The organism is Vibrio sp. AK197, assembly GCF_053903115.1.
In genome coordinates, this window is sequence record NZ_CP096429.1 from 1,507,354 (window position 1) to 1,522,562 (window position 15,209).

Sequence of the window (15,209 nt, forward strand, 5' to 3'; positions counted from 1 at the left end):
CCAATGCGTCTATTACTCATCGAAGACGATAAATTACTGGGCGAATCCATGATGACATCGCTCAGTCGTCACGGGTTCACTGTCGATTGGCTAGAACGTGGCAGCGGTGTGGTCGAAGCGCTGCGTATGGAAATGTTCACAGCCATCATTCTTGATCTTACTTTACCCGATATGGATGGGCTTGAAGTCTTGAAGCGCTTAAGGGATGCCCATTTTACCCAGCCCGTACTGATTTTAACTGCTCGCGATGACATCAATGACCGAGTCAAAGGATTAGATGGCGGCGCCGATGATTACTTGGGTAAACCTTTTGCCTTAGAAGAACTACTGGCACGGCTTCGCGTATTAATTCGTCGCCAATCTGGCAGCGCTCAAGAGCAAATTCAGCTAGGTGGACTGTGTTTGTGTTTATCCGAGCAGTCGGTCAAACTCGATGGGGAGCGACTCAAACTCACCAAGAACGAGTTTAAGATTTTAGCCAACTTGATGACCAATGCTGGACGCGTCATGAGCAAAGAACAACTCCAGCAATCTGTGCATGGCTGGGACGAGACCGCCAGTGATAACGCGATTGAAGTTCATATCCACAACTTGCGTAAAAAAGTCTCTGGCGACCTTATCAAAAACATTCGCGGTATAGGATATATCATTGAAAAGTAAACGCCCTTTTTCGATAAAACGCCGCTTAACCCTTTCTGTGGTGTTGCTCTCTACCCTGTTGATTGTGATCACCCTCTTTTTCAGCTTTGCATCGGCGCGCCATGAAATCAAAGAAGTGTATGACGCACGGCTAGGGCAGTCGGCCAAGTTGCTGTTACTCAACTACAGCTTGCTCAGTACTCAATCAGACCAAACCTCTTATCAACAGACGTTTGAACGTTGGATGCAAGACATTCGCCGGCTAGCACCAGATGACGATGACGGGCCAACTCAGTATGGCCACCCTTATGAACAAAACATCGTTTTTCAGTTCTACCAACAAGGTGAACTGCTGTGGAGCTCTGACAATACAATGGGTGAAGTTGAGCACCAAGTCGACAGCCAAGGTTTTGGGTATTTTCACAATCAACAGCGCTTATGGCGCTCATTCCAATTGCCACTCAATGACCAACACGGCACCCACATTATCGTTGCTGAAAAGCAAAGCATACGTGATGAAATTATTGATGAAATCGCCTTATCTACCGCCCTGCCGCAAATCATTTTGATTCCCTGTTTGGCTTTTATGATTACGCTGCTGATCGGGAAAAACTTTCAGCCTATCTCTGAGTTACGTGTGGCGATTGCCCAGCGCAGTGCCCATCGTCTTGATAAAATTGTTGTCGCCAATGAGACTCAAGAATTGTCTCCGCTGGTTGATTCGCTAAACAACATGTTAGAGCAACTGTCTCAGGCATGGCAGCGCGAAAAGCGCTTTACGCGCATGGCAGCGCATGAATTAAAAACGCCGCTGACTGTACTCAGGCTCAATGCAGAAAACGCACTGGGCAGCCAAAACCGCCAGCAGTTGGATAACGACCTCAACAATATTCTCAAAGGCATCGACCGTACTGACCGGCTAATTCATCAACTGTTAACTCTAGCGAAAGTTGAGAGCACTTCGCACATTGAGAGCAAACAAATCGAACTCGATATATTAATCAAACGCTTAATGGCGATGTTAGCTCCCTTCGCTTTAAAGCAACATCAAGCGCTGGAATTTGTGGGGGGAAGCGGCACACTCATGGGCGACGAGATGTTGCTCGAAGTCTTGTTTAAAAATTTACTGGATAACGCAATACGCTACGCTGGGGAAGGCTGTGAGATCAAAGTCACCATCGATACTGATGACCAAGGCTTAAAGGTACACGTTGCGGATAATGGCCCAGACCTCAGCGCAGAAACTCGAGCTAAGTTGTTTGATAACTTTTACCGCGCTAATACCGAGCAAGGGGATGGCGCCGGGCTTGGCATGTCGATCGTGCGTGATATTGCCCTGCTTCACAACGGGCAAGTTACACTGTTACCAAGGACAAACCAACGCAATATTTTTGAAGTGCGTTTTTTCGCGCCTTAAACCGCCAAGTCTTTGAGTTCGAGTTTGGTGGTACTGAGCAGCTTCTTATATTGCACCGTAAACAGCTCTGCACACGCGAGCGCATCACTCGCCGCCGAATGTGAGTGATAATTAGGTAACCCATAATAGGTACGCAAGTCATTCAATTGATAGCTGGGGTGAGCGCCAGTGCGCCCCTGGTAGCTAAAACGCTTTTCTAGTTGCAGCGTATCTAAAAAAAAGGCAGGAAACGCATCGCAGCGGTAACACTCCTCGGCATAACGTTCGATGAAAGCTCGTTCAATACTCGCGCCGTGAACCAAGATAACTTTACCGGCTAAACAGGAAAACAGCTGGGACATGGCTTGGCGAATATCGACGCCATCCGCCAGCAATTTTGGGGTCAGCTCATTAACTTCTGCGCTTGCCGCTTTCACAAACTGGCCGTTGTTGACCAAAATTTCTTGGGTCTGGCCGACATCAATATCATTGACGGTTAGCGGAACTAAGCCAATGGAGAGAATTTTATCTTCATCCACATCCACGCCTGTCGTTTCAAAATCGAGCGCGATCAACTCGACCTCTTTGAGCGAGGCGTGAATATTAGGTAAAGGAGTTGAGAAGTATTGTTTGAAGCCGCCATCCCAATCCGGCTCCAACAGCGTTTTTTGCCGAATCGCTTCGGGGGATAACTTTTTATCCCAGCGCTTAAACAACCTCTCAAACATCCGATTAATTCCCTTTTAAGAAACGTAATTTGGCTACGTCCTGCATTTCACTGATGATTTTAAACGCATCCTTTAAATGCTTGCGTTCAAAGCTACTAAAACTGTCTGGTTTAATATGATTATTGGGCTCTAAACCTTGCTTAATCGCATCCAATTGGTGGCGAAAACGCACTTGAGTAATAAAGCGATAAGCGCCAATAATGTTATCGCAGCTGTCTTGAGACATACTGCCGTGCTCTGCGGCGTAGCGAAAGCGCTCTTCGGTACCGGTCAATGAACCGCCCGCCGAGAGACTAAAAATACGCGCTAAATCGATGATCAAATTGAGCGCATACTTTTTGATATTAAGGGTATTACTGTTTTCACCGCCCTTCTCCAACACCAAGTTGTTGAAGATCCCTAGCGGAGGTTGCGTGTCGATGGCATCCTTCACCAACGCTGGCAAAAAGTTCGCGCTGTCTTGAATACAATGGTGCAGATGCTGCTGAATTTGGTCGACAAAATCAGCGTTGCCATAAATCGCACGCACTTCAAGAAACACACTAATACTCAGCAGCTTATTGTACTCCGGACTGGAGACCCATTTTTGATAATATTCTTTCCAACGTGAAATCGGCTGACACCACTTTGGTGATGCGGCCATGTATTTTCCATCGCACAGCGGGTAACCACAGGCCGCTAGCCCATTGCACACCCGCATCGCCAAATGCGTGAAGTAGAGACGGTGATCTTCGGTCACATCATCGCTAAGCACGATCGCGTTGTCTTGATCCGATAGCATATGCACTTCATTACGCGCATGTGAGCCCGCAACCATCCATACAAACTCACAAGGTGCAGGGCCTAGAACCTCTTGTGACAGTTGAATCAAACGACGCGTGAAAGCATCCATGATCATCGACATCACTTTACCTTGAATTTCCGCGCTCACGCCACTTTCAACCAAAGCTTGGAAAATAGCCTCACGCTCATCTCGCAAATTGGCTAATGCGTTCACCGACCCGGCATAGCGAATTTTTTCAATCAAAAATAGCGATTGCGTGCGGTGGCCGTGGACCAAGTGTGTAGTGGTAATCAGTCCGACGACATCGCTGCCTTTTAGCACGGGTAAACAACGAATATTGTATTGCAGCATTAAAGACACCGCCTGAATGACCTTATCCTCTGCCTGTATCAATACAGGGTTTGGCGTCATCACTTGCGAAACCGAGAGCGAAGTATCCATTCCGGCCGCAACACCACGCGTCATATCGCGGTCGGTGATCAACCCAACAATTTCTTCCCCGCGCTTAACCACCGCACACGAACTACGCTGGTCATTGCACATCGCATACGCCACTTCGCGAATCGACATCTCTAGGTCAACGATGGCGATATTTTCACTGGCAATCTCGCCCACAGTGCGAAAAAACAGCCCTTTTTCTTCTTTGGTCGCCACGTGTTTTATCGCCGAGCTCAAACGCACTTGCGCTTGCGCCGCGAAATAATCGGCAAACTCAGGATGGCTATCACAAACTTGAATAAGCTCTTGGTGAGGAATTAGATAAAGTAACGAATCCTCAATCGATACCGCTCGGTATCCATTTTCGGCGTTGGTCAACGGCTCGAGAAAAGTAAAGCCAAATTGGTCTTCTTCACCTAAACGGGCACGCAGTGCGCCAGTGGGCATGCGCTGCTCAATCGCGCCAGTGCGAATGATATAAAGATACCGCTGTTCACAGCTGGAGCTGAACTCAATTTCCTCACCCTCAGTAAGATATTTCACTTTCACTGTGTTTGATAAATGGCGCACAATCTCGTTTGGCAACTTATCAAACGGGTCTAAGCGAATAAGAAAATCGTAGATGTTGGGAGTAACCGACGTACCCATAAGAACCTCAATAATATTAAAACGACGTTTTACTTAACATCATAATGCAAAAAAAAGCAGCCACGCAGGCTGCTTCTTATTAAGCCAGTTTTTATGCCGGATAGTTGTGATAACCAAGCTCTTTTGAAATGTTCTTACATGCGGTTTGCAGTAAGCCAACATAGTAAGACATGCGTTTTTGATCGAAACGAATGGTCGGAAAAGAGATCGACAAGCCAGCGATAATATTACCAAAACGGTCATACACAGGGGCTGCAATACAACGTAGGCCAGGCTCTTGCTCTTCGTTATCTTCGGCATAATGGACTTCACGTACATGCTCAAGTTCAGCCAGTAATTGATCGACATTTTCTAGAGTCTTATCAGTGTGTTTGATGAACTCTACATCTTTCAAAGCTTCACGAGTAAACGCTTCATCACGCCCCGAAAGCAGCACTTTACCAATACCAGTACTGTACAGCGGATTACGACGGCCAATACGCGATTGCATGCGCAAGTTATAACCCGAATCAATTTTGTGAATATAGATAAAGGCATTTTCATCAAGTGCACCTAAGTGCAATGCCTCATTGGTTTTTTCTGATATATAGCGCATTTCTTTATCAGCAATAGAGATAAGATCCACATACTCTAGCGATTTAGAACCGAGCTCAAATAAGCGCAAAGTCAGGGAGTATTTATCCGCTTCCCCTTCTTGAGAAACGTAACCAAGCGTCTTCATTGTTTGAAGAAAACGGTACGTCGTTGCTTTAGACATCATTAAGCGCTGGGATAATTCAGACACCCCAATTTCTTTTTGTTCGCCCAGTGCCTGAAGAATATTAAACACTTTAAGTACCGATGAGACGGCCTCTGGTTGCGTCGATTTCTGCATTAAGTATCAACCTTCTTTAATTATTTTTGCTCATTATAGCGAACCAAAGTCACAGAGCCAGTTATTTAAAAAAGGCATTTCAAAATTTTAGAACCAAGCACAGTTTGCGTGAAAACTCAGATCTTCATCATCTTTTATGAAAAGGCGTTTCAAAAAAAATTGCAACCAAATTTCTTTTTATGTAATGTGGGTTTCAACAGGTGATCAGACGACTCCTGATTCACTACGCTAGATACCACTGAGGAAATAGATATGATTCTTGATTCATTCAACCTAGAAGGCAAAGTTGCAATCGTCACTGGTTGTGACACTGGTTTAGGTCAAGGCATGGCATTGGGCCTTGCTGCAGCAGGTTGTGACATTGTTGGTGTTAACATTGTTGAGCCAACTGAAACCATCGAAAAAATGGCAGAAACTGGCCGTAAATTCGTTGACGTTCGCGCTAACCTAATGAAATTAGATGATATCCCTTCAATTGTTGACCGCGCCGTTAGCGAGCTAGGTAAAGTTGATATCCTAGTTAACAATGCAGGTATCATCCGTCGTAACGACGCAATCGAATTCTCAGAGCAAGATTGGGATGATGTTATGAACATCAACATCAAGTCTGTGTTCTTTATGTCTCAAGCCGTTGCTAAGCAATTCATGTCTCAAGGTACTGGCGGTAAAATCATCAACGTTGCGTCAATGCTTTCTTTCCAAGGCGGTATCCGCGTACCTTCTTACACAGCATCTAAGAGCGGTGTAATGGGTGTGACTCGTCTAATGGCAAACGAATGGGCATCTCACAACATCAACGTTAACGCGATCGCCCCTGGTTACATGGCAACCAACAACACTGCGGCACTTCGTGCAGACGAAGAGCGTAGCAAAGAAATCCTAGACCGTATTCCAGCAGGTCGTTGGGGTCTACCATCTGACCTAGCGGGTCCATGTGTGTTCCTAGCGTCTCCAGCGTCTGACTACATCAGTGGTTACACCATCGCGGTTGACGGCGGTTGGTTAGCACGCTAATCCTAGGTTTTAACCAACAAATGCAGGCATAACCGAAGTGGATATAGACATCACGTTTATCGCGCAGGCCTTAGGCTTTGTTAGCTTTGGTTTAGGTGTATCGACCTTCTACCAGAAGGACGACCGCAAGTTAAAAATCATTATGTTGATTTTTAATCTCAATCACCTGCTGCATTATTTTTTACTTGGTTCGATGACGTCTGCGCTGAGCGCGGCGTTGTCGGCGTTTCGTACTGGAAGCTCAATTTATACTTCCTCAAAGTACGTCGCCGGTTTGTTTATCGTCTTAGGTTTGGGCCTAGGGCTGAAATTGGCGGATAACTGGTGGGATATGTGGCCAATTTTTGGCACAGTAATCGGCACCTATGCGGTATTTATGCTGCAAGGTATTGCTATGCGTGTGGCCTTTCTGATTGGCGCAATTTGCTGGCTGATTAACAACATTATTGTCGGCTCTATCGGCGGAACTATGTTGGAAATGACGTTACTCAGCGTAAATTGCATGACGATTTATCGTCTCCTAAAAGACAAAAAGAAAAGCACATGTCCAACCCAAGCAATGTAAACAAGGGGACATCATGTTTGTTTTTAATCAAGACGTGAAACTAGAAGATCTCGGCGATGGCGTGTCACGAAAAATCATGGCATACAGTGACAATATCATGTCGGTAGAAGTGCATTTCGAAAAAGGCGCAATTGGCGCAATGCACAACCATCCACACGAACAACTAACCTACGTTTTATCTGGTGAGTTTGAGTTCACCATTGGTGACGAAAAGAAAATCGTCAAAGCGGGCGATGCGCTCTACAAAGAGCCAAACGTTATGCACGGCTGTGTGTGCCTAGAGAAAGGTGTATTGCTAGACAACTTCACACCAATGCGTAAAGACTTCGTTGAATAAACCACCCGAATTATCTGAATATCACGCGGTAAGGCCGCAGGAGAACAAATTATGAAAATCGCTTTAATGATGGAAAACAGCCAAGCTGGCAAAAACGCAATGGTTGCTGCTGAACTCAACAACGTTGCTGGTGGTCTTGGTCACGATGTATTTAACGTCGGTATGAGTGATGAAAACGACCACCACCTCACTTACATCCATCTAGGCATCATGGCGAGCATCCTACTTAACTCTAAAGCAGTTGATTTCGTCGTGACTGGCTGTGGTACTGGTCAAGGCGCTCTTATGTCAAGCAACATGCACCCTGGTGTTGTTTGTGGTTACTGCCTAGAGCCATCTGATGCTTTCCTATTCAACCAAATCAACAACGGTAACGCTATCGCTCTTGCGTTTGCAAAAGGCTTTGGCTGGGCGGGTGAACTGAACGTTCGTTACATCTTCGAAAAAGCATTTACAGGTGCTCGTGGCGAAGGTTATCCAATTGAACGCGCAGCGCCTCAACAAGCCAACGCAGCTATCCTAAACGACGTGAAAGCAGCGGTATCTAAAGACGTTATTGAAGGCCTACGTTCAATCGATCAAGAACTGGTTAAAACCGCTGTTGGCGGCGCTCGTTTCCAAGAGTGTTTCTTCGCAAACTGCCAAGTTCCAGAAATCGCTGAATACGTTAACAGCCTACTGAAATAAGTTTGTTGCTCATCTTAGATTATCTTATCGGGAATAAGTGAATCTTTTGCCAGCCCTAATCAGGCTGGCTTTTTTTATATTGTAAGGCGCATAATCAAAAGCCACTGTTTTCATTTTAATGCGTTGAGATAATAACCATGACAAATCTAACTCCTATCGCACTACGTTCTCTGACTCAATTTGAACAGCCTTGTCCGGTATACCCTTTGTGGTCCACTCCGCAACCTGAAGGGAACATCGCCCCGACCTTGACCGAGCGTAGCCCCAATACCCAACACTATCACGATCGCATTGTGTGCGGCGTCCACAACCCAGAGTGTATGGTTTATCACCCGCAGGTCAGTAACGGTATTGGCGTGGTTATTTTCCCCGGCGGCGGTTACCAACGCATAGCGATGGATAACGAAGGGTGTGAGGTTGCGACGTTACTTGCCTCAAAAGGCTATACGGTGTTTGTGAGCACTTACCGCATGCCGGGTGAAGGTCATGAGTATGGCGCAGAAACCTCTCTGGCGGATGCGCAGCGAGCGATTCGCTGGGTAAGACATCATGCCAAGCAGTGGCAGCTAATACACGTTGGTGTTATGGGGTTTTCAGCTGGTGGTCACTTAGCAGGCCAGCTCGCAACCCGCTATAACACCGCGATTGCGACGCCCAGCGATGATATCGACCTCTACGACCCTCGCCCTGACTTCGCGGCGCTCATGTACCCAGTGATCACCATGGAGCAGGATGAAACACACAAAGGGTCTTTCACCCAGTTGATGGGGGCAGCGCCGAGTGACGAACAACTCAAGACCTATTCAATCGAGCGCAATGTTCACGCCGAGATGCCAAGCTGCTTCCTCATGCACGCCAGTGATGACGATGTGGTGAATGCGGAAAACAGCATCTTGATGTGGCGTGCTTTAATCCAACACCGTATTCCAGTCGAAATGCATTTATTCGAACAAGGTGGGCATGGGTTTGGCATTCGTAAAGTCGCCGATCTCCCCGCGCGTCAATGGCCGCAATTATTCCATCAGTGGATGTGCCAACAGTTTGATTTATCAGACGTCACTGACCAAAAATAAAGTCGCTCATTCAAGTCATGCTCAATCACTTGCGTAATAACATACAGATCAGAATCACAAACTTTAAACCATCGTTTTATTTTTATTGATTTGAAGTTTTGTCGGGAGGATAATAGCGACAGTTATTTTCAGGAGGTTTTATGAACCCTATCGGTCAAGTGGCCATCATTGGCGAATGCATGGTTGAGCTTAAAAAGGTCAACGGACAAGTTGAGCAAGGTTTTGGCGGTGACACGCTCAATACCGCGATTTATCTATCACGCTTAACCAAAGCACAAGGTGTCACCACCTCTTATGTGACTGGTTTAGGACACGATCCATTCAGTGCCGATATGCTCAGTGCATGGCAATCTGAAGCTATCAATACCGATATGGTTTATCTCTCAACCGACAAACTGCCTGGTATTTATGCCATTGAAACGGCAGACGATGGAGAGCGTAGCTTCTTCTACTGGCGTAATGACTCCGCAGCGAAATACTGGCTGCGTGATACCAACCCTGTCGATGTGGCTAAGAAATTATCGCAACACGGCCTCGTCTATTTAAGCGGGATTAGCCTAGCGATTCTACCCGATGATTGCCGTGAAAAACTGATCGAGTGTCTTACTTTATGCCGCCAAGATGGGGTTAAAATCGCCTTTGACAACAACTATCGCCCGGCGCTTTGGCAAAGTGCTGAACAAGCTCAGCATTGGTATCAACAAGTGCTGGCGATCACTGACATGGCCTTTCTTACTTACGACGATGAAGAGATGTTGTGGGGCGACACCGATGTTGAACAATGCATCGCTCGTACTCATCAGTTCGGCGTTTCAGAGATTGTGATTAAACGAGGTGGCGATGCGTGCATTGTGATTGAAAATGATCAGCGCGTCGAAGTGGCCCCAACACCTGTGACCGACATTGTCGATACCACAGCAGCAGGCGACTCGTTCAGTGCAGGTTACCTTGCAAAACGTATTTTGGGTGGCAGCCCTGCACAATCAGCTGCAGCAGGTCATAGTGTTGCCGGTACCGTTATTAAACATCGCGGCGCAATCATTCCGAGCGACGTGATGCCAAGCATTTAAGGAGACAACAATGAAAACTCTAGAGCAACAGCTACAAGAAATTAAAGTGGTACCCGTTATCGCCATTAAAGACGCAGGCAAAGCGGTCAAACTGGCACAAGTACTGATCGAAAATGGCCTGCCTTGCGCAGAAGTGACTTTCCGTACAGACGATGCAGCGCAAGCTATCGCCAATATGCGCGAAGCGTATCCTGAAATGCTGATTGGCGCAGGAACGGTTCTTAGTGCAGCGCAGGTAGATGCAGCCATTGATGCTGGCGTTGACTTCATTGTTAGCCCAGGCTTCAACCCAACAACCGTCAAATACTGCCAGCAGCGTAACGTTACCATCGTCCCTGGCGTCAACAGCCCAAGCTTGGTTGAACAAGCTATGGAAATGGGTTTAAAAACCTTGAAGTTCTTCCCAGCGGAACCCTCTGGTGGCGTTGGTATGCTGAAAGCACTCACCGCGGTTTATCCAGTAAGCTTTATGCCTACCGGTGGTGTTAACCCGAAAAACGTAAAAGATTACCTGAGCATCCCTGCCGTACTCGCTTGTGGCGGTACTTGGATGGTGCCAAATGACCTAATTGACGGCGAAAAATGGGATGAATTAGCAGCCCTTGTTCGCGAAGTCGCCAATATTATCAAGTAACCCCTGACTTGATTATTAAAGTCCTATTTTGATGGCTTTATTTTGCCAGCGTCTGACCCGATCAGGCGCTTTTTTTTGCCTTCGTTGTTCGCAAGCTTACTCAACATCTTACGTTATTGCACTCCGCTTCCAATCTTAACGCTTGGTGGCCCTTAAACCATTGCTTTCTCATTGAGAGTCGATAACACTGAACAGCTCTACCATTAACCATTCCATATCCACTTATGCATACACATAAGTTCACATTCATCGCCAGTCTGCTCAGTCTTTTACTGCTTATGGGCTGTGGAAGCGATAGCCAAGGTTCAGCAAGCCAGTTTGAAATATTAACGCCGATCACGGGCGGTAATTGGTATCAACCCGCTAGTCAAACGACATGGCAGTGGCAACTCAAAGACACCATTAATTCAAGCTATGAGGTCGCGGTCTACGACATTGATCTTTTTGATACCAGTACCAGTGATATCAAAGCGCTACAAGCCGATGGTCACAAAGTAATTTGTTACTTCTCAGCCGGTTCTTTTGAGGATTGGCGTGAAGATGCAACATCTTTTGCAGACAGCGTATTGGGCGACACCCTCGATGGCTGGGAAGATGAACGCTGGTTAGACATCAGCGCCGAGTCGGTTCGAGAGATCATGCATGCCCGCCTTGAACTGGCACAGCGTAAAGGCTGTGATGGTGTTGAACCAGATAACGTCGATGGTTATACCAATAACTCAGGGTTTAATCTCAGCTACCACGATCAGCTAATGTTTAACCGTTACATTGCCAATACGGCACATCAACTTGGTTTGTCCGTTGGGCTAAAAAATGATTTGGACCAAATCACCGATTTAGTAGATTATTTTGATTTCGCCGTCAACGAACAGTGCTTTGAATACAATGAATGTGGCTATCTAGCGCCTTTTATCGCGGCCGATAAAGCGGTGTTTAACGCCGAATATGAATCCACCTACGTCGACAGTACAAGCTCACGCAATGCATTATGTGACGATGCTAATCAGCGCAAATTCAGTACGTTAATCTTGCCATTAGATCTTGATGACCGCTTTCGCTACAGTTGCTTAAACGAATCAGACTGACCGTTAACCAAGGCAAAAACGCCGGTGATAATCATCCCGGCGTTTTGATTGACCCGCGTCACCAGACGTTACCGTTACTTCCCTGCCGACTTTTTGCGAAAATAAACATCTAACCATCGCAGGTGAATCATACGATAGAAGAAGATCGCGCCGCGAATCCACCAGTCAGCAAACATGCCAAGCCAAATACCATACACATTCATATCCAGCGTGATCCCGAGAAAGTAACCAAGCACAACACGGCAACCCCACATACTGGCGATCGCTATCCACATCGTAAACTGCGCATCTTTGGCGCCTTTAAATGCCGCAGGCAGCACAAACGACGCAGCCCAGACCGGAATCATTATCGCATTGAGATAAATCAGGTTTTTCACGACCTCAATAACCGCATCATCCTTGGTATACAAGCGAGCTAGAGGCTCAGCGCCAATCACAAACGCCACAGAAAGAATCATCAACAGTAGTGTTGCAGCCCAGAAGATCAAGCGCATCTCCTGATAAGCCGCTTTGGGCTTATCTTGGCCTAAGCGTTTACCAATTAAAATCGTCGAGGTCATGGCCAGAGTATTTCCGGGGATATTGAGCATGAGTACGATTGAAAAGGTCACAACATTCCCGGCCATGGCTACAGTCCCCATCCCCGCAACCATAATTTGCGTAATCAGTTTCCCCAGATTAAACATCAGTGATTCGACACTGGCGGGAATACCAACACTCAAAATATCCATCAATGTTTCACGGTCAAAACGGCTGAAATATTGAGCACGGCCCACTGACAAGGTGGAATTACGCACTAAGCAAAACACAATCATCACCGCGCCAGCCCAACGTGCTAAAGCAACCCCTAACCCAGAGCCAAACAGCCCGAGCCCCTGCCAACTGCCACCAAAATCCGCCGTGCCATAAATCAGTGGATAGCTGAATACAATATTAAGCACATTCATTAAAATATTGCTCAGCGCTGGCAACCTTGAATTCCCCACCGCGCGTAGCACACCACTCCCCGCTAAGGTAATGGCAAGTGCCGGATAACTGCACGCCACCAGCTTAAGGTACATCTCACTCATCTCGACCACTTCCGGCTCCGCGCCGTACGCGATCACCGTCAAAATGAAATGCGCGAAAAGTTGAACGATCAAAAATGAGATCAGCGCCACCGCGAGCGCCAGTTTCATCACTTGCCCAGCGCTATCAAGTGCCTTTTTACGATCAATTTTACCAAACGCTTGAGCAATAACCACAGAACCACCAAGGGCGGTGGCGGTGAGTACAGAAATGATGATCCAGGTAACACCATCGGTGATCCCAACTGCCGCAGTTTGTTGGGCTCCTAGGCGGCTGACGAGAACGGTACTGATAATTCCCATCAGTACCACACAAGATAATTCCACCAAAATCGGCCATGCAAATGGCCACACTTGGCGTTTTAATAATACTCGATGGCGATAACGTAGCCTTGGTTTAGGCTTGGCGACGTCATCGCCGGGTTGGTCAGGAACAGAAAGTTTCCCCACCTTGGTTACCTCGCAATTTAAGACATCGCCATCTCTACGTGAGGTTGGCGATAGATAACATCGCGATCATAAACGGTTTTGATCTCTCCATTGATCAATTGCTCTCCATGTAAATAACCGCCCGTTGATAATGCGACAGGTATTTGATCGTAAACGCCAGCATAAGCAGCTTCAATCGCCAGCAGCGCATACGGTACAGGATCATCAAGTCGTGACTTTTTGTTTTCCATCGTGGTGACAAATAGCCCACTTTGCGTATCGTAATGGTCAGCCATGAGGTTCGCACCGACACGATCCGCTAAAGCCAGTAAGGCGTCATTTCCATACTGAGCGTGAAGTTCAAGCAGTGCAAACACCAAATAAGCAGAGCGCAACTCCGTATCAGAGGCCACCGAGAGCGGCGCTAAGGTTGCCGGATCGAGTTCGCCAAGGCCAAAACGTTTAAACATGCGCGCAGTCAGTTGGTGAAGCTCTAAATCCTCACTCACCATTGAAGCGCGAATTAAGGTCAATAGATAGGCCGGATTCGCTGGTTGTCTGGCAAGGGTGGTTCCTTTGTCACCGTAGTAGCCATCACGCTTAAAGCGATAGCCCGTCATGTCTTCACCGCTATTCCACATTGGAATCGTTTGGTTGGTCTCTTCATCCCAAGCGTGCGTGAAGTATGCTTTGATGCCATCGACAACCCAACCAAGCCACTCTGGGTCATCCAATTTTTTCACGCATTCCAACATCGCCAGAGGGTTGTCCACCACCACTGGCCAGCAGTCACGAAATAGCACGTTCGCTTCACGCGCGACATCACCAAACTCAGGACCAAATTGACGTTTCGCTCGGTCACCAAACCAAGAATAAGTCAGGCGATCATCCTCTGGAATCGGTTCGCGCTGCAGCGGCGAAGAAAACTGGTACACCGGCATGCCAGTTTTCGGGTGTCTTGCTAACACAAACTGATGATACAGGTGCTTAGCCCATTTTAGCGCGTCTTCATCCCCTGTGTAACGGTAATAGTGACACGCCGCATAAATAAGATCGGTCGAAGCGTTCACAAACGTTAAGCCAACCGTTTCAGGCAAATTAGGCCACTTCGCAGGGTCAACGACCGGTGTCGGCGTGTAATGTTGAAATAACGCTTCTGGAAAGGTTTCCCCATATTCACCATGGCGACTTAAATCGAGTTTCTGCCAATCTTTTACGTGCGCCGCCCAAAAGCCTTTCAAATATTTTTCTGTTACCTCTGGGCGCATTTGATGAAGCAAATCATAAAATGGGAAGTGGTGTTTTAACTCATGTACGCACTCTTTACTTGCCGGCCCTTCAATACTGCCGGTTTCAAGGTGAATAAAGCGGTGACCGCCCCATTGCAGTAACCCGCTGTTATGGTCAGCAAAATTATCTAACACATAGGCAGTGGTACTTTGAGCTTGATGAAAATAGTCGTTGTCACCAGTAATCATGGATAACGCAACAAGGCCACGCATCAAGTTCTGTTGGCTAGCAAAGTTGCTCATCGGCACTTGCTTACCATCGGGATAAGTCCACTCAATGGGAGTTAATGTTTGGGCATCAATACCATCTGCCAGCATCGGGCTAGAGGACGACTGACCCAGTTCAATCGCACGCTGATAAAACGCAGTCATAGTCGGAAGTAGGGACGTTCGCGTTGCAGACATAATAATTCTCCAATAACAGATAGGGGGAGTCGAACGTATGATCAACA

15 protein-coding genes are annotated in these 15,209 nt (G+C 47.0%); 10 read left to right on the forward strand and 5 right to left on the reverse strand.

What is annotated here, in order from left to right:
• The first annotated feature begins 3 nt into the window (after positions 1–3).
• Together M1D72_RS06855 and M1D72_RS06860 are read left to right on the forward strand one after the other, a co-directional pair.
• On the forward strand, positions 4–660 hold the full coding sequence (locus tag M1D72_RS06855) for a response regulator (RefSeq protein ID WP_456295034.1): 657 nt from the start codon (positions 4–6) through the stop codon (positions 658–660).
• Entirely contained in the window at positions 650–2,056 is a 1,407-nt protein-coding gene (locus M1D72_RS06860) for an ATP-binding protein (protein WP_456295035.1), read from the forward strand. Before M1D72_RS06855 ends, M1D72_RS06860 begins: the two co-directional genes overlap by 11 nt.
• Here the strand turns inward: M1D72_RS06860 and M1D72_RS06865 are convergent.
• The 3 genes from M1D72_RS06865 to kdgR form a co-directional block, all read right to left on the reverse strand.
• Positions 2,053–2,763, reverse strand: coding sequence for an exonuclease domain-containing protein (locus M1D72_RS06865; RefSeq protein ID WP_456295036.1), 711 nt, complete (start codon positions 2,761–2,763; stop codon positions 2,053–2,055). The two genes, M1D72_RS06860 and M1D72_RS06865, sit on opposite strands and share 4 nt — an antisense overlap.
• A 4-nt stretch (positions 2,764–2,767) precedes the next feature.
• Positions 2,768–4,633: a DUF294 nucleotidyltransferase-like domain-containing protein gene (locus M1D72_RS06870; protein ID WP_456295037.1), complete on the reverse strand. Its 1,866-nt coding sequence runs from the start codon at positions 4,631–4,633 to the stop codon at positions 2,768–2,770.
• A gap of 91 nt (positions 4,634–4,724) precedes the next feature.
• Entirely contained in the window at positions 4,725–5,507 is a 783-nt protein-coding gene (gene kdgR, locus M1D72_RS06875; RefSeq protein ID WP_456295038.1) for a DNA-binding transcriptional regulator KdgR, read from the reverse strand.
• A 252-nt stretch (positions 5,508–5,759) separates the two neighbouring features.
• Here kdgR and kduD point away from each other — a divergent pair, with 252 nt between their 5' ends.
• The 8 genes from kduD (at position 5,760) to M1D72_RS06915 (ending at position 11,972) form a co-directional block, all read left to right on the forward strand.
• A complete protein-coding gene (gene kduD / locus M1D72_RS06880; RefSeq protein ID WP_390192430.1) occupies positions 5,760–6,521 on the forward strand; it encodes a 2-dehydro-3-deoxy-D-gluconate 5-dehydrogenase KduD in 762 nt (253 codons plus the stop codon).
• A gap of 43 nt (positions 6,522–6,564) precedes the next feature.
• Positions 6,565–7,086, forward strand: a complete 522-nt coding sequence (locus tag M1D72_RS06885; RefSeq protein ID WP_456295619.1) for a YgjV family protein — start codon at positions 6,565–6,567, stop codon at positions 7,084–7,086.
• A gap of 13 nt (positions 7,087–7,099) precedes the next feature.
• Complete coding sequence (locus M1D72_RS06890; RefSeq protein WP_456295039.1) at positions 7,100–7,423, forward strand: cupin domain-containing protein; 324 nt, start codon at positions 7,100–7,102, stop codon at positions 7,421–7,423.
• A 51-nt stretch (positions 7,424–7,474) separates the two neighbouring features.
• Positions 7,475–8,110, forward strand: coding sequence for an RpiB/LacA/LacB family sugar-phosphate isomerase (locus M1D72_RS06895; protein ID WP_390192437.1), 636 nt, complete (start codon positions 7,475–7,477; stop codon positions 8,108–8,110).
• A gap of 137 nt (positions 8,111–8,247) precedes the next feature.
• Complete coding sequence (locus M1D72_RS06900; RefSeq protein WP_456295040.1) at positions 8,248–9,183, forward strand: alpha/beta hydrolase; 936 nt, start codon at positions 8,248–8,250, stop codon at positions 9,181–9,183.
• A 140-nt stretch (positions 9,184–9,323) separates the two neighbouring features.
• A complete protein-coding gene (gene kdgK / locus M1D72_RS06905; RefSeq protein WP_390192443.1) occupies positions 9,324–10,253 on the forward strand; it encodes a 2-dehydro-3-deoxygluconokinase in 930 nt (309 codons plus the stop codon).
• 10 nt (positions 10,254–10,263) lie between these two features.
• On the forward strand, positions 10,264–10,887 hold the full coding sequence (locus M1D72_RS06910; protein WP_456295041.1) for a bifunctional 4-hydroxy-2-oxoglutarate aldolase/2-dehydro-3-deoxy-phosphogluconate aldolase: 624 nt from the start codon (positions 10,264–10,266) through the stop codon (positions 10,885–10,887).
• Between the two features lie 224 nt (positions 10,888–11,111).
• Complete coding sequence (locus tag M1D72_RS06915; protein WP_456295042.1) at positions 11,112–11,972, forward strand: endo alpha-1,4 polygalactosaminidase; 861 nt, start codon at positions 11,112–11,114, stop codon at positions 11,970–11,972.
• 74 nt (positions 11,973–12,046) lie between these two features.
• On the opposite strand, the gene M1D72_RS06920 is transcribed toward M1D72_RS06915, so the two are convergent.
• The gene (locus tag M1D72_RS06920; RefSeq protein WP_456295043.1) at positions 12,047–13,489 is read right to left on the reverse strand and encodes an EmmdR/YeeO family multidrug/toxin efflux MATE transporter; all 1,443 of its coding nucleotides are present in this window, start codon (positions 13,487–13,489) and stop codon (positions 12,047–12,049) included.
• Positions 13,490–13,506: 17 nt separating this feature from the next.
• The gene (locus M1D72_RS06925; protein WP_456295044.1) at positions 13,507–15,162 is read right to left on the reverse strand and encodes a pectate lyase; all 1,656 of its coding nucleotides are present in this window, start codon (positions 15,160–15,162) and stop codon (positions 13,507–13,509) included.
• Positions 15,163–15,209: the final 47 nt, after the last annotated feature.